Source organism: Rhodococcus sp. no. 34 (assembly GCF_054589475.1).
The window spans coordinates 449,587-466,019 of the sequence record NZ_BAAILK010000035.1; the positions used below are offsets into that span (position 1 = coordinate 449,587).

Below are 16,433 nucleotides of genomic sequence, written 5' to 3' on the forward strand. Positions count from 1 at the left end.
AGATCGTGGCGGTGGCGTCGAGAGGCGAGGCTTCGTGCGTGTGCAACTTGCGCATGGTGGTCCTTCGTCGAGATGGTGGTGCAGGTCACTGCGTGTTGAGCGAAAACTACGCCCTGGCCTGGAGCTATGCAATGCATCAGAGTTTCAGACCAGGCGGTATACAACTTTTTTGTATGAGTTTTCGAGCATTTCTGCACTTATCCACATCATCCATGGCCACATGCGACTGTTCTAATAGGAAGCTCATACAGAAAAATCTCTGGAAAAGTTGGGGCAACCATGACGCTCGATCTCGATTCCAAGCTCATTGCCGCACTTCAGCGCAACGGGCGAGCGACGTACCGCGAACTGTCCGTGGCGGTCGACGCCCCACGAGCGGCGGTGTCCACCAGAGTGCAGGCGCTACTCGACTCGGGAACGGTGTCCGTAGTGGCCGTCGCGCACCCCGAACTTCTCGGATTGAAGGCGCTTGCACACGTCTCGATCGCAGTGTCCGGACCGATGACCCCGGTGCTGGACGCGTTGATCGCATCCGAGGCCGCCGTCTACATCTCGGCAGTCAGCGGGCAGTACAACGTGATTGCGGAACTTCGGGTACCCAGTCACGACGATCTGTACCGTGCCATCGCCGAACTCCGCTCACAACGTGGCGTTCGATCCGTGAGCACGCTGGTCTACGTCGACGTCATCAAGGGAATCTTCATGCCCGAGACCGCTTTACAAGCCGACATCCGACTCGATTCGACGGACGTTACCTTGATCGAACTGCTCGAACGCAACGGGCGCATGCCATTTCTCGAGCTGGCCGAACACACCGGCCTGTCGCCGAGCGCTGTGCGCAATCGCGTCAATCACCTGATCGCGAGCACGGCACTGCGCGTCGGCGCTGTCGTCAAGCGGCGAGGTGGTGGCCGGACGCTGGCGATGGGCATCGGCGTCAATCTGGGCTCACGGGACGACAACGCGGTATCGGAGATCGAGTCCCTGCCCGGAATCGAATTCCTCGCGCGGACCCTGGGACGGTACGACGTGATCGCGACGGTCGCCGCCAACTCGTCCAACGACCTCCATGCCCTGTCCGAGCGAATCCGGGGCATCGACGGTGTCAGCGGCTTGGAATCGTGGGCGCATCTCGAGGTCTTCAAGGAGCACTACGCCCGCAGCCTGGACGTACGCGGATAATTCCCAAGTCATTGACCCACTCGTGAGAGCACGCTAACCTCGGACAAAGTCATTGACTCACTTACCCGAGGTGGCACACATGTCCGACTCCGGACGCAAGGTAGATATCGTCGCCGCGGCGATCGAGGAGGCGATCTCGACCGGTCGATGGCCCGTCGGATCGAAACTCCCGCCGGAGACCGCACTGGTCGAGGAATTGGGAGTCGCCCGAAACACCATGCGCGAAGCGGTACGGGCGCTTGCACACGCCGGAGTTCTGTCCGTTCGTCACGGTGGCGGCGTGTACGTCATGGCGGCGTCGCCGGTCGAAGGACTACTCGGGCGCAGGCTCGCCAGAGGTGACGTTCTCGACGTACTGAGCCTGCGACGCGGACTCGAGGTCGAAGCCGCGCGACTTGCAGCGCAGCGCCACACCCCCGAAGATCTCGCGCGGATACATGCAGCCTGGAATGCCCACCCCGGTCACGTCGGCGGCTTCACTGTCGAAGCCGGCATGGCCCTGCACCTTTCGATCGTCGAGGCGTCCCACAATTCCGCACTGATCGACGTCTACCGGGGAGTCCTTGCCGCCGTGACGGATTCGCTGTCCGCAGTCAGTGTCGGTCAAGGTTTCCACGTCGACGAGCACCGACCCTTGATCGCAGCCATCGAGGAACGCAACCCCGACGAAGCAGCGCGCGCGGCGGGCGCAGCGCTCGATACGGTCATCGACACCGTCGAAAGGAGCTTGGCGTGAATCAGGGAAACTGGAACGGTACGACGTATTCGCCTCTTGCCGAGCAACTCTCACCGGCATCGACGGAGGCACTGCGCTCGATCGGGCATGTGAGCACGGTGTACGACGTCTGCGCCGGAACCGGGAACTTTGCGCTCCCGGCGGCTCAGTCAGGCATGACGGTCCACGCACTCGACCTCTCCGCCAGCCAGCTCGAGGTCGCACGCGAACGCTGGATTCCCCACCCCGGCACTACCCAACCCACCTTCACGATCGGCGATGCGCAGTCTTTACCCTGGCCGAATTCGAGTGCCGACGCCTGCGTCAGCATCTTCGGGATCATCTTCTGCCCCGACTCCTCGATTGCCCTCGCAGAGATGATGCGGGTGACCCGGCCAGGCGGAAAGATCTGCGTCGCAACGTGGTCGGAGAACGGGTGGGCAGCAGCACTCCGCCGGGAGGCCGCCTCGGCGTGGAATGGCATCACACCACTACCGACGACATGGTCGAGCTCGAGCGAATTCGAGAAGGCAGCAGCCGGATTGGAGTCGGTGAGCTCGGCCTCCCACCTGCTCGAGTGGCAACTACCAGCCGGATCGGATCCCGTCGAGGAACTGTGCGACCAGGCACCGGCGTTGAAGAACTTTCGCGAGGCCGTTCGAAGCACAGGGAATTGGGCTTCGATGTCAGCGCACCTCCGCTCGACGCTCGAGCCCTATCTCAGGTCGAGCGCGGCCGGCCCCGTCGCCACCAGCGAATACATCCTCCACGTTGGCACTGTCCCGAACTCTGACACCGCGCTCTTCCGAACGCGCGGGTAACCCTCTTGGCCGGATACGGTCTCTTCACCGTCCACCGACCCGAAGAGGCCCGCTCGATGTCTGAATCGAACTCCCTACCCGAATTGAAGCAAGCATCGCAGCAAGCATCGAAACAAACCTTGTCCATGTCCGTCCTCATGACGCCGGACATGTCAAACTTCTCGGGCAACGTGCACGGCGGAACGATTCTGAAGTTTCTCGACCAGGTTGCCTATGCGTGCGCGAGTCGATATGCCCAGACCTACGTCGTGACTCTGTCGGTGGATCGTGTGGTGTTCCGCGAACCGGTGCATGTCGGCGAACTCGTCACGTTCAGCGCTTCCGTCAATTACACCGGGCGCACCTCGATGGAAATCGGAATTCGAGTCGAAACCGAAGACATTCTTCTCGGAAAATCTAGACACACCAATAGTTGCTATTTCACGATGGTGGCGATGGGAAGCGACGGGAAACCGGCTGAGGTACCCCAACTCCGGCCGACCGGAACAATCGCGAGGCAGCGATTCGAGGCCGGGCGTCGGCGTCGTGAACTGCGCAGAGAGAACGAGCTTCGTGAACAGTCCATCCGGGCCGCAGTTCGGGACTTAACGCCCGAACACGATGACTGAATCCAGTCATATTTAAGTTATAACCTTATGCATTAAGCTGATCGAGTGACTTCGAAGGCACGGGAAAAGTATGACGTTGTGATTGTCGGCGCGAGCATCGCGGGATGCGCGGCCGCAATCATGTACGCCCAGCAAGGTCTGCGGATAGCGCTTCTCGACGCTCGCTCCGACATCCGGGCGCACAAAGTCCTGTGCACTCACCACCTGCAACCGTGCGGTGCCCCGATCTTGCAACGACTCGGCGCCACGGAAAAACTGCTCGCCCTGGGAATGGTGGAAACCGTTCCGACATTCTGGACCCCGTGGGGAATGATCACCCCTGATGCCGCAGAGAACTCACCGCCACCTGGGTTCAACGTCCGAAGGGAAACTCTCGACCCCCTACTGCGCCAACTCGCGAACGACTACCCGAACGTCGACCTTCTTCTCGGGCATCGCGTTTCCGGACTACTGACCGAGAACGGCACTACTGCAGGCGTCTACGGCACCGAACAGGGTTCGGCCTTCACTGTCGGAGCACGATTGACCGTCGGAGCAGACGGCAAGGATTCGACCGTCGCACGATCCGCTCGTTGCGACTCCGTGACTGCATCCAACGGGCGTTTCAGCTATTTCGCCCAACTCTCCGGACTCGAACGACCCGGCGGAGAAACGTCATTGTCGTGGTTCATGGATCCCGACGTCGCCTATCTGCTCCCCAACGACGGCGGAATCAGCGTGCTGGTCGTCTTCCCTGCCCTCGACAAGCTCGGCTCGTTCGCTGACGACCTGTCTACTGCTTTCCTCGAGTACGCCAACGCATTACCCGGCGCTCCGCTTGTTCGGCGAGAGCACATCGTCGGGAAGATCGTTGGTACCAAACACTTCTCCACAACCCTCACCGAACCCGTAGGTAACGGGTTCGCACTCATCGGCGACGCTGCGGCAACCAACGACCCGTTGTGGGGTATCGGATGCTCGTGGGCACTCGAGACCGCTCAGATGCTGGTCGATGCGACCGCGCACATGCTGACGGAGACGCCGGCAGACACACTCGACTCACATCGGAACGTGAACGCTGCATTGACCGAATACCGTAGCGCCAGAGCGAGTATGACGAATCACATCGACTACATGAGTGGTTACGCCGGTGGGCGAAAGTTCACCGCGATCGAACGTCTGCTCATCTCCGCGGCCACCCACGACCACGACGAAGCCCGAAGGTTCTACTTGTTCGGTTCCCGGTTGACACCGGCCGAACAGTATCTCTCGACTCGCTCGGTCGCGCGGGCAGCACAAAAACATCTCAGGCACCGTCTGCGTCGTAGATCTGTGGCCGGGACGTAATCTGACAAGCGTTTTTTCGGCGCCGGCAACGGGGAACCCTCCGATCGCAACCGAGCCGGAGGAGCGACCATGCGTGCACACATCGCCATTCCGAGTGAATCGACTTGTCACAGGTACGTAGTCGCCGTCGCCAGCTCCACCTTCGCCGAATCGGTCATCTGGTGCGACGGCCCCGCGTTCGACGCAGTACTCGTTCTGGGCAGCGAGATTCCGCAGCACAGTGGCCACCGAGCCGTACTCGCCTGGAATCACTACTTCGGGTGGGCGCTCGGCGTGGAAACCACACCGGATGCGTCGTTCGCCGTTGTCGAATGCCTCGGTATCGGGAGAATGCCGGATCCTGAACTGTGCGCCGACCGCGCTGTCGAGTTGATTGCCCAGGCGGGTAGTTAAGGAACTCGTCGCGCGGCGCACAATCCGGCGGGCATAAGATCGAGCGCGAGTTTCGCACGCCCGACGAAAGAGAGCCCGACATGGACCCGCTGAACAGGCCTGCCGGTCAGCTGGCTCTCGAGAACGAACCGGACGGCAGGGCGACTTTACGGGCGCGTCAGACGCCGCGCAGTGAGCGTCGCAAGATCGGGAAAGGCCTGCGCAAGCGAGTGGCGCGATCGTCGCTCGGCGACTGGACGCCCCCATCCGATCGACGTGACCCGGTCGATCAGGTCAACACGGCACACGAGGGAAGACTCGACTGGTTGGTTCCGATCCGTGTGGGGCGAATGGTCGCTTCGCCATACGGATTCCTGCGCGGTACCGCCGGATTGATGGCAGAGGACATGGCGCAGCTGCCGTCCACCGGCATCACTCCCGTCATCTGTGGAGATGCGCACGTCGGAAACTTCGGGTTCTACGGATCTCCGGAACGCGAACTTGTCATAGACCTCAACGATTTCGACGAAGCACATCCCGGCCCCTGGGAATGGGATCTACGAAGGCTGGCTGCGAGCATCTGGGTGGCCGGTCGACAGAACGGTCTCACCGAAGCTCAATGCGAAACAGCAACAACCTCGTGTGTGTCCGCGTATCGCCTCCACTTGGCGAAGCTCTCCGAGCGTCCGCTGTTCGATCGCTCCTTCGACCGGGTCGATCTCGACGGACTCACCGACCACGTCACCGATCCTGGGTTGCTGGCCGAGATCAGGCGCGCCGCGGAGCGCGCCCGGCGGCGTACGAGTGACCATGCGGTGCCGCGGTTCACCGTCGAGGATCACGGACGGCGCCAGTTGGTCGAGAACCCGCCGCTCACAACACGACTCACGCCGCAGGACACCGACTTCCTCCTGGAGGGTCTGGACGAGTATCTCGAAACCCTTGCACCACACTGGCGCCGAGTCGTCTCGGGATACAACGTCATCGACGTCGCGCACCGGGTTGTCGGAGTCGGGAGTGTCGCTCTGCGCGCCTATGTCGCCCTGTGCGAAGGGAGCATCCCGGACGACGTCATCTTCTTGCAGCTCAAACAGGCTCGCCGATCCGTAGTTGCGCCCTTCGTGCACGGCGACTCGGCCTGGCACGACCACCAAGGACGACGCGTCGCGGAATACCAGCAAGCTCTCCAGACGGTCAGTGATCCACTGCTCGGTTGGTGCACCGTGGACGACCGCCAGTACTACGTCCGTCAGTTCCGGAACATGAAAGGTTCTGTGGACCTGAACAATATCGACGCCGCAGCGCTGACCGATTACGTCGCGATCTGCGGCCGCCTACTGGCCAAGGGGCATGCACGAACCAGCGGCGCGTCACTGATTTCCGGTTACCTGGGAACCTCGGACGCGGTCGATACCGCCCTCACCCGGTTTGCTCGGCTCTACGCCGATCAAACCGAACGTGACCACGACGCTCTGTGCCGGGCGGTATCGGCCGGTGCGATCGCCGCGGAGCCGGGAATCTGATCCCTCACGCCGCGACGATCCTGCCCTGCTCGAACTTCACTCCTCCCCAGATTCCGGTCTGGCCAGTGGCAGAGGCGAATTCGCGACACGATTCCGCAATCGGGCACCTGTTGCACACGTCGGTCGCGTAGTCGTATCCCTCGGACGGAAAGGGAAACCACCGGTCCGGCTCGGGGTCTCCTCGGCATTCCGCCTGCCACCACGTCCGGTCGTCCGAGATCGGCAAAAGCTCAGCCAAATTGGAGATTTCGTCAGCGCACATCACTGGCTCCCTTCGACTGTCACGTCCGACTCAATTCACGCCAGATCTCCTGCTGCACTTTCTCGATGCGCCGAGGTGCCTTCGGCTCCCACAGCAGCCGCATACCGGCCTCGGCCGGTGTGCGATCCGCTTTGCGCTGATTACAGGAACTGCAGCACGCCACCAGATTTCCCCACGTGTTGGGCCCGTTACGGCTCCGCGGCTGGACATGGTCGATGGTCGTTGCCCGGGCGGCGCAGTACGCACATCGACGACCGTCCCGGTCGAAGACACCGGCAAAAGTGGCCCGACTGGAATCGGTGACCGTCACCCGGTGAGCAACGTACACGTACTCGGCGAGCAGGATCGTCCTCGGCAGTGGGATTTCGACGTGCTTGGAGCGCACCGGAAATATCGGGGTCACGTCTTCGGTGGACTGCGCGGAGCCGGTGGCGATCAGGACGACCGCACGATCGGCGCTCACTTCACCGAGGTACTCGTACGTGGCGTTGAGTACCCGGACGGGGCGGTTCATCCAACTGTGAGCAAGTGCGCGGTTCGGGTTCCGCATGAGAGTTCTCAGTTCGTGTCGAGGAGTGAAACTCCTGGACACGAAGACGGGTCAGGAGCAAATGCAAGAAATGGGGAACGGCATATATCCAGCGCCACTCTGTTCCCCGAATGCGGGATGGGAAATACCGCGGGGTGAGTGCCCGCGCAGGTGCAACGCTTGCTTCCAGTCGCGCATGCCTGTCCCCTTCCACTTCTTGTTCTCGTCACCGGCGATTGCCGGCGCTCATCATCACACGGAAGGCATCCTCAGCGATATCGATTTATCAGGCCGGAAGAGCCGTCCTGGAAATACCGCGGTTTGACGCCGGAACACGCGGCTTGATCGAATGAGCCATGACTTCGTCGTACATCGACCTACGCTCGGACACCGTCACCAAGCCTGATGCGGAGATGCGGAAGGCGATGGCCGACGCCGAGGTCGGTGACGACGTCCTCGATCACGACCCGACCATGGCGGCGCTCGAGGAAGAGGTGGCGCACACTCTGGGTTTACCGGCGGCACTGTGGGTGCCGAGCGGATCGATGGGCAACCTGATTGCGCTGATGCTGCACCTTCACCGCGGCGATCAGTTCCTGGCACCGGAACACTCTCACGTCTTGGGCTCCGAATTGGGCACCGCTGCCTGGCTCGCCCAGGGAATGCCGATGGCGTTGCCGCACGACGGCGGACCCGGACGTCCCACCCCCGAGACTGCCGTGAAGGCGGCGGGCTCCCCCGGCCCGTACTTCGCGTTGAACACCACGCTGCTCTGTCTCGAGAACACTCATAACTTCGCCGGCGGTGCCGTCATGAATCCGACCGAATGGACGAAGCTGGTCGACGCAGCGCGATCACGCGGCTTGAAGATTCACCTCGACGGCGCCCGTCTCTGGAATGCCGCTGCTGCACTCGATGTTTCGCCCACCGAATTGACTTCCGGCGCCGATACCGTTCAGGTGTGCCTGAGTAAGGGACTCGGTGCGCCGGTCGGCTCGATACTCGCCGCATCACCCGAATTGATCACCGAAGCCCGAAGGATCCGCAAGATGCTCGGCGGCGGCGTTCGTCAGGGCGGAGTGCTGGCCGCAGCCGGCATCGTCGCGTTGCGCTCACAAGCTCGCCTCTCCGACGATCACGACAACGCGCAGCGCCTCGCGTCGGGGCTTCGTGAACGCGGTTGGGCCGTCGACGAACCTGCCACCAACATCGTTCTGGCCGCGACAGCCGATCCGTCGGTCACCGTTGCTCAGCTCGCCGCTGTCGATGTCGGCGCGGTCACCGTTGCCGGGAAGGTTCGGTTCGTGACACATCGCGACGTGAGCACTGCCGACATCGACGCGGTTCTGTCCAGAGTAACCTTCTGAACTACGCCACCAGGGGTTGAACCTCCTGCGCGACAAAGCGAATGAACTCGCGGACATCCGGCTCGTCAACAGTCGGTTGGAGTACCACGGTGGTTGCACCTGCTGCAACCCATCGCCGTGCTGCTGCCGCGACTTCGGCCGCGTTGCCCACGGCAATCGCATCCTCCGGCGACTCGCTACCGGACGCTGCGGCCTCGGCAAGGGCGCGCTCACGACCGCCGGAACCGAAAGCACAGATGACGTAGACGACGACCTCGTGATCCGACGCCCCGATGTGAGCGATCGCCCGACGCACGCCGTCCGGGGTCGTCCCACCCGAGAGCACGGTGCCCTGCGCCAACTCGCCACTGAGCGCCAAAGTCTTTGGCCCCGTGGCGCCGACGAGCAACTGCGGCACCGTCTCCGGTGGCCACGCCAGCGTGACGTCCGTGAGATTCACGTATCGACCGGACACCGTCACCGACTCACCGCGCAGTAGCCGCTCGACTGCTCTGAACTGCTCCCGCAGGAGAGTCAACGGCGATTCGGCTTTGGCCCCGATCTGCCGCATCCAACTCTGAACGCCGTGACCGAAGCCAACCCGCAGTCGATCCGGATGAACTCTGGCCAGCGCCGAAATCTCCATCGCCGTGATCGCGGTGTTGCGCATCGGGGTCGGCAGCACGCCAATCGCTACTCCCAGACGCTCACTTGCAGCCAATACAGCTGCAGCAGTGGCTATTCCTCCGCCGAAGAAGCAGTCTTCCCACAACCAGACCTCACCGATACCGCACTCGTCGGCATACTTCGCATGGCTGACCAGGTCCTCCGGGGGCTGTTCCGGGCGCAGGACGACAGCAATCCGTGCGGTACTCATGCCGTCACCAGAAACGCGGCGATCTCGTCGGCGGTTCGACGGCCCTGTTCGCGGCCGAGTTCGGCTGCGGGGCGCCTGGTTGTCGGTGAAAGCGAGTTCGTTCCGATCGCTTCGACGACGGCGTCGTCGGCGAAGACAGGCAGCACGGGCAAGGGCGTCATCACGTCGATTTCCTCTCGTAGACTGCCGCCCAGAAGATTCGGGGCGGGGTCGGCTGCGGGTGAAAGAACCACGACCACATCGCAGTCGGCAGCCAGATGAACATTCGAGCCACTCGCCATTCCGCCGTCCATGTACCGCTCGCCCTCGATCACGACTACCGGCCACACCCCTGGTACGGCGCAACTTGCTCCGACTGCGTCGATCAGTTCTACGCCGTCAGCGTTGCCGAACACCCTCAACTCACCGGTCTGTGCGTTGATCGCCGGGATGCGCAACTCCCGGTCGGGCCACAACCGATTGGGCAGCCGCGCCTCGATGACCGCGCGACGCACGGCAGGTTCGACGGTATCGGCTCTCATCGCTGCTTCGCCGAGCAAACGGAGCTGCTCGGCCCGGTCCTGCGATCCTGCGATCGCGTCGACGAACATCTGACCGAGTACCTCGACATCGACCTTCGGGTCGAGCTCCCCGGTGGCCTCCGCTGTTTGTGCGTCGAAAAGCTCTTGCAGTGTCACGCCGCTCGCTATCTGAGCGCTCACCGTGGAACCTGCGGAAGTGCCGATCAACACGTCCGCCGTCAGCAGCGCAGCGGCAGTGTCCGGTGATTTGTCCTGAAGGCCCAACAGAAAACCTGTTTCCCAGGCGATTCCCGCAACGCCGCCACCGGCAAGTACCAACCCCAATTTCACGCCGTCCACCTCTCGTCGATCGTGATCCGTGCCCGAAGTCGACGTTAGACCTACTCTGAAGTGATGTTCATGCGCAGCGCAAAGACATTTGTTCCCGACGCACTCCGTGGTTTGATCGCATCCACCGACGACATCGCGTGGAATCCCGACCCTGGGTACCTCACACGCGCAAGGCCACTTCCCCGCGGACGGGTCGCGCTCGTCTCCGGCGGCGGTTCAGGCCACGAACCCATGCACGCCGGATTCATCGGCGAAGGAATGCTCACAGCCGTCTGCCCCGGATTGGTCTTCAGCTCACCCAATGCACTTCAGATCCACGAGGGATCCAAGGCTGCCGACGCCGGCGGCGGCGTCCTTCACATCGTGAAGAACTACACCGGCGACGTGATGAACTTCGGTATCGCCCGAGAGTTGCTACGCGAGGACAAGATCGATACGGACGTCGTCCTGGTCGACGACGACGTCGCGACCGAACGCGCAGACGGCAGTGGCCCGGGGCGACGCGGTACTGCGGCAACCATCGTGGTGGAGAAGGTCTGCGGCGCATCCGCCGCCCGCGGCGACGACCTGGCCGAGGTGACCCGGATCGGACAACACGTCGCGCACTCCGCTCGGAGCATGGCCGTCGCCCTTCGCCCATGCACTTTGCCGGGGGCTGACGAGCCGTCGTTCGACTTGCCGGCGGGTCAGATGGAACTCGGTATCGGCATCCACGGCGAACGCGGCACAGAACGCGTGGACGCCCTGCCCGCACCGGAATTGGTGCGGCGGCTGACGGACCCGATCATCAAGTCCCTGAGTCTCGCCGAAGGCGACCGCGTCATCGCCGTCGTCAACGGTCTCGGCGCCACCCACCCGCTGGAGTTGCAACTTCTGTTCGCCGAACTCGGAGATTATCTGGACGAACAGGGAATTCACATCGAGCGGACACTGATCGGAACCTTCGTCACTGCATTGAACATGGCAGGCGCGTCCATCACCCTTGTTCGCACAGACAAAGAAATCCTCGAATTATGGGACGCACCAACAAAAGCGCCCGCCTGGCCGAATGCTATAGCGCGTGAGTACACCGGCATGGGCACGCGCGAATCTTTCGGTCCCACATTCACACCCGACACCTCACGCACCGCCGAAAGCAGCTTCGTCGGAAGCTGGATTGCGGACTGGGCCGAGAAGGTACTGGATCAGGAACCGGCACTGACCGATCTCGACCGACGAGCGGGCGACGGCGATTTCGGGACCAACATGGTGGCCGCACTGGATCAACTCGACATCTCGGCGATCCGTGACACGTACTCCACCGCAACGATATTCGATGCAGTCTCACAGGCGTACCTCGGCCACGCCGGTGGCACCTCCGGCGCATTGTTCGGCATCTGGTTCCGGCATTTCTTCCGCGTTGCCGCAGACTCGGCGGACTCCGAACTCGACCTCGGCGCGATCGCGGCTGCAGCGCGAGCGGGACTCGACAACATCACCTCGCTCGGCGGCGCACGCGTCGGCGACAAGACGATGGTCGACGCGATAGTTCCGGCGGTCGAGTCGTTGGAGCAATCCGTGAGCTCGGAAGCCGATCGAGATGCTGCGCTGGCGAGCGCAGCGGAAGCCGCAGCGGCCGGGGCGGAGTCGACCGAAACCATGCTCGCGAACCGCGGACGTGCAAGTTATGTGGGCGAAGCCGCTCGCGGAGTAGTCGATCCGGGAGCGCTACTCATAGCGTGGTTCTTCGCCAGTGCAGTGGGTCACTAGCGAGCACTTCGGGGCTGTGACTAATCTGGCAGCCACAGCACATCGTTTGTGACGACCCGTGGGCAAAAGCACCGGTCTCACACACCACACAGGAGCAGCCCATGCTGAGCACCATGCAAGACGCCCCCCTCTCCATTGCTCAACTTCTCCGCCACGGTGCCTCCGTTCACGGCGCCTCCGAGGTTGTCACGTGGACCGAGTCCGGCCCGCGCCGTGTGTCCTACGCTGACGTCGGCAAGCGCTGTGCTCAGCTCGCGCACGCCCTGCGCGGGCTCGGCGTCGAGGGCGACGAGCGAGTCGCCACGTTCATGTGGAACAACTCCGAGCACCTCGAGGCGTACCTGGCGATCCCCTCGATGGGCGCTGTGCTCCACACCCTGAACATTCGTCTGTTCCCCGAGCAGTTGATCCATGTCGCCAATCACGCCGAGGACCGCGTGATCATCGTCGACCCGTCCCTGATTCCGCTTCTCTCTCCGCAGCTTCCGTCACTGACCACCGTCAAACACATCGTCGTCACCGGCTCCTCCACTGCAGGACTCGAAGCTCCCGAGGGAGTGCAGGTTCACACCTACGAGGGCTTGATCGCCGATCAGCCCACCGAGTTCGACTGGCCCGAGGTCGACGAACTGAGCGCTGCCGCAATGTGTTACACGTCCGGCACCACGGGTGACCCCAAGGGCGTCGTCTACTCCCACCGTTCGATCTACCTGCACTCCATGCAGGTCTGCATGAGCGACGGCCCCAACCTCGCGCAGGGCGATCGTGCACTCGCCGTGGTGCCTCAGTTCCACGCCATGTCGTGGGGACTTCCCTACGCCGCATTCATGATCGGTGCTTCGCTGATCATGCCCGACCGCTTCCTCCAGCCTGCCCCGTTGGCTGCGATCATCGCCAGCGAGAAGCCGACGTTCGCCGCAGCCGTCCCCACCATCTGGCAGGGCCTGCACCTCTACCTCGAGCAGAACCCGCAGGACATCTCCTCGATGCGCGAGGTTCTGATCGGTGGGTCCGCGGTACCGCCGGCCCTCATGCACGCATTCGAAGCCGACCACAACGTCTCCGTCCTGCACGCCTGGGGCATGACCGAAACCTCCCCACTCGGATCCGTCGCCCGCCCGCCGGCCGGTGTCACCGGCGACGCGATGTGGAAGTACCGCTACTCTCAGGGCCGCTTCCCGGCATCCGTCGAGGCACGTCTCATCGACGATGCCGGCAAAGTTGTTGCACACGACGGCGTTTCCGTCGGCGAGCTCGAAGTGCGCGGCCCCTGGATCACCGGGTCGTACTACGGCGTCGATGCGGAAGACAAGTTCAACGACGGCTGGCTCAAGACCGGCGATGTCGGATCCATCACGGCCGACGGCTTCCTGAGCCTGTCCGACCGCTCCAAGGACATCATCAAGTCCGGCGGCGAATGGATCTCCTCGGTCGACCTCGAGAACGCCGTCATGGGTCACCCCGACGTCACCGAAGCTGCCGTCATCGGCGTGCCGGACGAGAAGTGGGACGAGCGCCCGTTGGTTGCGGTTGTCCTTCGCGCCGGTTCCGAAACCACCATGTCCGAACTGCAACAGTACCTTTCGGACAAGGTTGCCAAGTGGCAGCTGCCCGAGAACTGGGCCGTGGTTCAGGAAGTCCCGAAGACGAGCGTCGGCAAGTTCGACAAGAAACGCCTTCGCGCCGACTACCACGAGGGCGGACTCGAAGTTACGCGACTCTGACACGGAGTGAATGTCGAAGTCTGAATACTGAAGGTGGGCAACAGGTTTTCGACCTGTTGCCCACCTTCGTTCACGAGCGAGGCACTTTACGGCCGATAGCCGACCGTGTGAAAAGCGATGTCGACGTACTTCTGCGCCAATTGCGACGGCGACATCGGACCGCCGGTCTGGAACCAACGCGGCAGTGACTGCGCCATACCGAGTATTGCCCGGACGGTCTCTTCGGTATCGGTGACCGCGAAATCTCCCGATGCCACACCGTCGTCGACGATCCTGCGCATCAGCAACTCGAGCCGCTTACGACTGGCGGCGTACCGACTTCGACTTTCCGGTGAGACATGCCGGATCTCGGTGTCCAACGCAGCGTGCCGCGACCGGTGGGTCATATAGAGAACAATCGCCTCCACCACCAAGGCGAAGCGTCGTACCGGATTTTCGCCGGCCTCCGCTTCTGCCGCTTCGGTTCTGGTATTCAGCTCACTCATCGAGACCTCGAACAAAGCGACGAGAACTGCCTCTTTGTTCGCGTGGTGATAGTAGAGCGCGGGAACGGTTACCCCGACACGATTGGCAATCTGGCGCACCGTCGTGCCGTGGTAACCGTTCTCGTCGAACAGTTCGAGCGAAGCCGTCAGGATGTCGGTCATCACCAGCGGCGGGAAGGACCTCCAGTCCACTGCCACCGAGCTCACCGACTCCACCTCGCCAGTCATGTGATAGCCGAAATTACCGCGGTGCCATACGGATTGCACCGTCGAGGCGGATCGTCTCACCATTGAGCATGGGGTTGGAAACGATGTGCGCAGCAAGCGCGCCGTACTCGCTGGGATCACCCAGGCGAGAGGGGTGAGGCACCTGCTGACCCAACGACGCCTGGGCTGCTTCGGGCAGTCCGGCCAGCAACGGGGTCTTGAACAAGCCGGGTGCAATGGTGTTGACGCGGATCAGCAGCGACGCGAGGTCACGGGCGATGGGAAGCGTCATACCGACGACGCCGCCCTTCGACGCGGAGTACGCAGCCTGCCCGATCTGGCCGTCATACGCTGCGACCGAAGCGGTGTTGATGATGACGCCGCGTTCACCGTCGATCGGCTCCGTCTTCGAAATACGTTCCGCAGCAAGACGAAGGACGTTGAAGGTGCCGATCAGATTGACGTCGATGACCTTCTTGAACGCGTCGAGTGGGAAGGCGCCCTTCTTGCTGACCGTCTTGACTGCGTTGCCGATTCCGGCGCAGTTGACCGCCACCCGCAGGGGTCCGAGGGATTCGGCCACATCGAGTGCAGCGGTGACCGCAGCCTCGTCGGTGACGTCTGCCGCCGCGAAGCGGACCCGGTCGCCGAGTTCCTTGGCGATGGCTTCACCGTTGGACGACGGAAGGTCGATGATGACGACGCTGGCGCCGTCGGCAAGAAGGGCTTTGGTGGTGGCCAGACCGAGGCCGGATGCTCCACCGGTGACGACGGCGACGCTGTCGTTGACGATCATGAGAGTTCCTTTCGAAAGGTTATGTGTTTCAGATGCGTTCGATGATGGTCGCGTTGGCCATGCCGGCGCCCTCGCACATGGTCTGCAATCCGTAGCGTCCGCCGGTGGCCTCGAGGTGGTTGACCATCGTGGTCAGCAGTCGAGTACCCGAGGACCCCAGGGCGTGTCCGAGGGCAATCGCGCCGCCCCACGGGTTGAGCTTTGCCGGGTCGGCGCCGAACTCGTGAGCCCAGGCGAGTGGAACGGGAGCGAAGGCTTCGTTGACCTCGTAGGTATCGATGTCGTCGATGCTCAGGCCGGCGCGAGCGAGCACCTTGTGGGTGGCCGGGATGGGCGCGGTGAGCATGAAGATCGGGTCGTCGCCCGCGACCGAGAAGGAGTGGAAGCGTGCTCGCGGCGTCAGCCCCAGCTTCGACGCCATTTCTTCGCTCATGATCAGTGCTGCGGACGCGCCGTCGGTGAGCGGAGACGAGTTACCGGGAGTGATCGACCACTGTGCCTCGGGGAAGCGCTGCGCGTACTTCTCCGAGTAGAACGACGGCTTCAAGCCGGCGAGGCCCTCGGCGGTAGTGGACGCGCGAACCGTCTCGTCGACGGTATGCGAGACGGTCTCGCCGGCGGCGTTGGTCACCGAGATCGGCAGAATCTCCTTGTCGAAGAGCCCCTTCGCCGCTGCCTCCGCGGCCCGCTGGTGGGACTGCGCAGCAAATGCGTCGAGAGCGTCGCGGTCGAACTTCCACTTCGCGGCGATCAACTCCGCGGAGATGCCCTGATTGACCAGGCCTTCGGGGTAGCGAGCCGCGACGCCCGGACCGGAAGCGTCCTTCCCCATCGTCGTAGTGCCCATCGGGACACGACTCATGGATTCGACGCCTGCCGCGATCACGATGTCGTAGGCCCCGGCGATCACGCCCTGCGCCGCAAAGTGCGCAGCTTGCTGACTTGATCCGCACTGGCGATCGATCGTGGTGGCGGGTACCGACTCGGGGAATCCGGCCGAGAGGACCGCGCTGCGGGTGATGTTGAGTGCCTGCTCACCGGCCTGTCCGACGCAACCGCC

At 63.0% G+C, this 16,433-nt stretch carries 17 protein-coding genes; 10 read left to right on the forward strand and 7 right to left on the reverse strand.

Going from position 1 to position 16,433, the window contains the following annotated elements; all coding sequences use genetic code 11:
• Positions 1-279 precede the first annotated feature (279 nt).
• The 7 genes from ACYP01_RS15325 to ACYP01_RS15355 all read left to right on the forward strand — a co-directional run bounded on the left by ACYP01_RS15325 (position 280) and on the right by ACYP01_RS15355 (position 6,547).
• The gene (locus ACYP01_RS15325) at positions 280-1,182 is read left to right on the forward strand and encodes an AsnC family transcriptional regulator (protein ID WP_054831672.1); all 903 of its coding nucleotides are present in this window, start codon (positions 280-282) and stop codon (positions 1,180-1,182) included.
• A 79-nt stretch (positions 1,183-1,261) separates the two neighbouring features.
• Positions 1,262-1,918, forward strand: coding sequence for a FadR/GntR family transcriptional regulator (locus ACYP01_RS15330; protein ID WP_003943064.1), 657 nt, complete (start codon positions 1,262-1,264; stop codon positions 1,916-1,918).
• Positions 1,915-2,718: a class I SAM-dependent methyltransferase gene (locus tag ACYP01_RS15335; protein WP_007730471.1), complete on the forward strand. Its 804-nt coding sequence runs from the start codon at positions 1,915-1,917 to the stop codon at positions 2,716-2,718. The genes ACYP01_RS15330 and ACYP01_RS15335 overlap by 4 nt, the downstream gene beginning before the upstream one ends.
• A 56-nt stretch (positions 2,719-2,774) precedes the next feature.
• On the forward strand, positions 2,775-3,326 hold the full coding sequence (locus tag ACYP01_RS15340; RefSeq protein WP_042451572.1) for an acyl-CoA thioesterase: 552 nt from the start codon (positions 2,775-2,777) through the stop codon (positions 3,324-3,326).
• A 45-nt stretch (positions 3,327-3,371) separates the two neighbouring features.
• Positions 3,372-4,652, forward strand: coding sequence for an NAD(P)/FAD-dependent oxidoreductase (locus ACYP01_RS15345; protein WP_459680915.1), 1,281 nt, complete (start codon positions 3,372-3,374; stop codon positions 4,650-4,652).
• A gap of 69 nt (positions 4,653-4,721) precedes the next feature.
• Positions 4,722-5,045: a DUF6292 family protein gene (locus ACYP01_RS15350; RefSeq protein WP_003942947.1), complete on the forward strand. Its 324-nt coding sequence runs from the start codon at positions 4,722-4,724 to the stop codon at positions 5,043-5,045.
• Positions 5,046-5,125: 80 nt separating this feature from the next.
• The gene (locus ACYP01_RS15355; protein WP_230359202.1) at positions 5,126-6,547 is read left to right on the forward strand and encodes a DUF2252 domain-containing protein; all 1,422 of its coding nucleotides are present in this window, start codon (positions 5,126-5,128) and stop codon (positions 6,545-6,547) included.
• Positions 6,548-6,551: 4 nt separating this feature from the next.
• Here ACYP01_RS15355 and ACYP01_RS15360 read toward each other — a convergent pair whose 3' ends face one another.
• A complete protein-coding gene (locus tag ACYP01_RS15360; protein ID WP_003943196.1) occupies positions 6,552-6,809 on the reverse strand; it encodes a WhiB family transcriptional regulator in 258 nt (85 codons plus the stop codon).
• A 19-nt stretch (positions 6,810-6,828) separates the two neighbouring features.
• Positions 6,829-7,359, reverse strand: a complete 531-nt coding sequence (locus tag ACYP01_RS15365; RefSeq protein ID WP_003942825.1) for an HNH endonuclease — start codon at positions 7,357-7,359, stop codon at positions 6,829-6,831.
• 335 nt (positions 7,360-7,694) lie between these two features.
• Between ACYP01_RS15365 and ACYP01_RS15370 the strand changes: the two genes are divergently transcribed.
• A complete protein-coding gene (locus tag ACYP01_RS15370; RefSeq protein WP_459680920.1) occupies positions 7,695-8,705 on the forward strand; it encodes a threonine aldolase family protein in 1,011 nt (336 codons plus the stop codon).
• A 1-nt stretch (position 8,706) separates the two neighbouring features.
• On the opposite strand, the gene ACYP01_RS15375 is transcribed toward ACYP01_RS15370, so the two are convergent.
• Both ACYP01_RS15375 and ACYP01_RS15380 read right to left on the reverse strand, forming a co-directional pair.
• The gene (locus tag ACYP01_RS15375) at positions 8,707-9,561 is read right to left on the reverse strand and encodes an LLM class flavin-dependent oxidoreductase (protein ID WP_003943019.1); all 855 of its coding nucleotides are present in this window, start codon (positions 9,559-9,561) and stop codon (positions 8,707-8,709) included.
• The gene (locus ACYP01_RS15380; RefSeq protein WP_058038372.1) at positions 9,558-10,421 is read right to left on the reverse strand and encodes a patatin-like phospholipase family protein; all 864 of its coding nucleotides are present in this window, start codon (positions 10,419-10,421) and stop codon (positions 9,558-9,560) included. Before ACYP01_RS15380 ends, ACYP01_RS15375 begins: the two co-directional genes overlap by 4 nt.
• Positions 10,422-10,475: 54 nt before the next feature.
• Here ACYP01_RS15380 and ACYP01_RS15385 point away from each other — a divergent pair, with 54 nt between their 5' ends.
• Together ACYP01_RS15385 and ACYP01_RS15390 are read left to right on the forward strand one after the other, a co-directional pair.
• The gene (locus ACYP01_RS15385) at positions 10,476-12,161 is read left to right on the forward strand and encodes a dihydroxyacetone kinase family protein (protein WP_039973156.1); all 1,686 of its coding nucleotides are present in this window, start codon (positions 10,476-10,478) and stop codon (positions 12,159-12,161) included.
• 101 nt (positions 12,162-12,262) lie between these two features.
• Positions 12,263-13,885, forward strand: a complete 1,623-nt coding sequence (locus ACYP01_RS15390; protein ID WP_459680923.1) for a long-chain fatty acid--CoA ligase — start codon at positions 12,263-12,265, stop codon at positions 13,883-13,885.
• Between the two features lie 86 nt (positions 13,886-13,971).
• Here ACYP01_RS15390 and ACYP01_RS15395 read toward each other — a convergent pair whose 3' ends face one another.
• From ACYP01_RS15395 to ACYP01_RS15405, 3 genes are all read right to left on the reverse strand, one after another.
• Positions 13,972-14,598: a TetR/AcrR family transcriptional regulator gene (locus tag ACYP01_RS15395; protein ID WP_042451583.1), complete on the reverse strand. Its 627-nt coding sequence runs from the start codon at positions 14,596-14,598 to the stop codon at positions 13,972-13,974.
• Between the two features lie 13 nt (positions 14,599-14,611).
• Complete coding sequence (locus ACYP01_RS15400; RefSeq protein ID WP_003942978.1) at positions 14,612-15,373, reverse strand: 3-hydroxyacyl-CoA dehydrogenase; 762 nt, start codon at positions 15,371-15,373, stop codon at positions 14,612-14,614.
• A gap of 28 nt (positions 15,374-15,401) precedes the next feature.
• Positions 15,402-16,433, reverse strand: a 1,032-nt coding sequence (locus ACYP01_RS15405; protein WP_459680926.1) for a thiolase family protein, incomplete at its 5' end; no start/stop codon positions are given.

Coding starts and splice junctions, on each gene's coding strand:
- ACYP01_RS15360 (WP_003943196.1), bottom strand. CDS start 6,809: ATGTGCGCTGACGAAATCTCCAATTTGGCTGAGCTTTTGCCGATCTCG.
- ACYP01_RS15340 (WP_042451572.1), top strand. CDS start 2,775: ATGTCTGAATCGAACTCCCTACCCGAATTGAAGCAAGCATCGCAGCAA.
- ACYP01_RS15350 (WP_003942947.1), top strand. CDS start 4,722: ATGCGTGCACACATCGCCATTCCGAGTGAATCGACTTGTCACAGGTAC.
- ACYP01_RS15365 (WP_003942825.1), bottom strand. CDS start 7,359: ATGCGGAACCCGAACCGCGCACTTGCTCACAGTTGGATGAACCGCCCC.
- ACYP01_RS15395 (WP_042451583.1), bottom strand. CDS start 14,598: ATGACTGGCGAGGTGGAGTCGGTGAGCTCGGTGGCAGTGGACTGGAGG.
- ACYP01_RS15400 (WP_003942978.1), bottom strand. CDS start 15,373: ATGATCGTCAACGACAGCGTCGCCGTCGTCACCGGTGGAGCATCCGGC.
- ACYP01_RS15325 (WP_054831672.1), top strand. CDS start 280: ATGACGCTCGATCTCGATTCCAAGCTCATTGCCGCACTTCAGCGCAAC.
- ACYP01_RS15370 (WP_459680920.1), top strand. CDS start 7,695: ATGACTTCGTCGTACATCGACCTACGCTCGGACACCGTCACCAAGCCT.
- ACYP01_RS15330 (WP_003943064.1), top strand. CDS start 1,262: ATGTCCGACTCCGGACGCAAGGTAGATATCGTCGCCGCGGCGATCGAG.
- ACYP01_RS15385 (WP_039973156.1), top strand. CDS start 10,476: ATGTTCATGCGCAGCGCAAAGACATTTGTTCCCGACGCACTCCGTGGT.
- ACYP01_RS15390 (WP_459680923.1), top strand. CDS start 12,263: ATGCTGAGCACCATGCAAGACGCCCCCCTCTCCATTGCTCAACTTCTC.
- ACYP01_RS15375 (WP_003943019.1), bottom strand. CDS start 9,561: ATGAGTACCGCACGGATTGCTGTCGTCCTGCGCCCGGAACAGCCCCCG.
- ACYP01_RS15355 (WP_230359202.1), top strand. CDS start 5,126: ATGGACCCGCTGAACAGGCCTGCCGGTCAGCTGGCTCTCGAGAACGAA.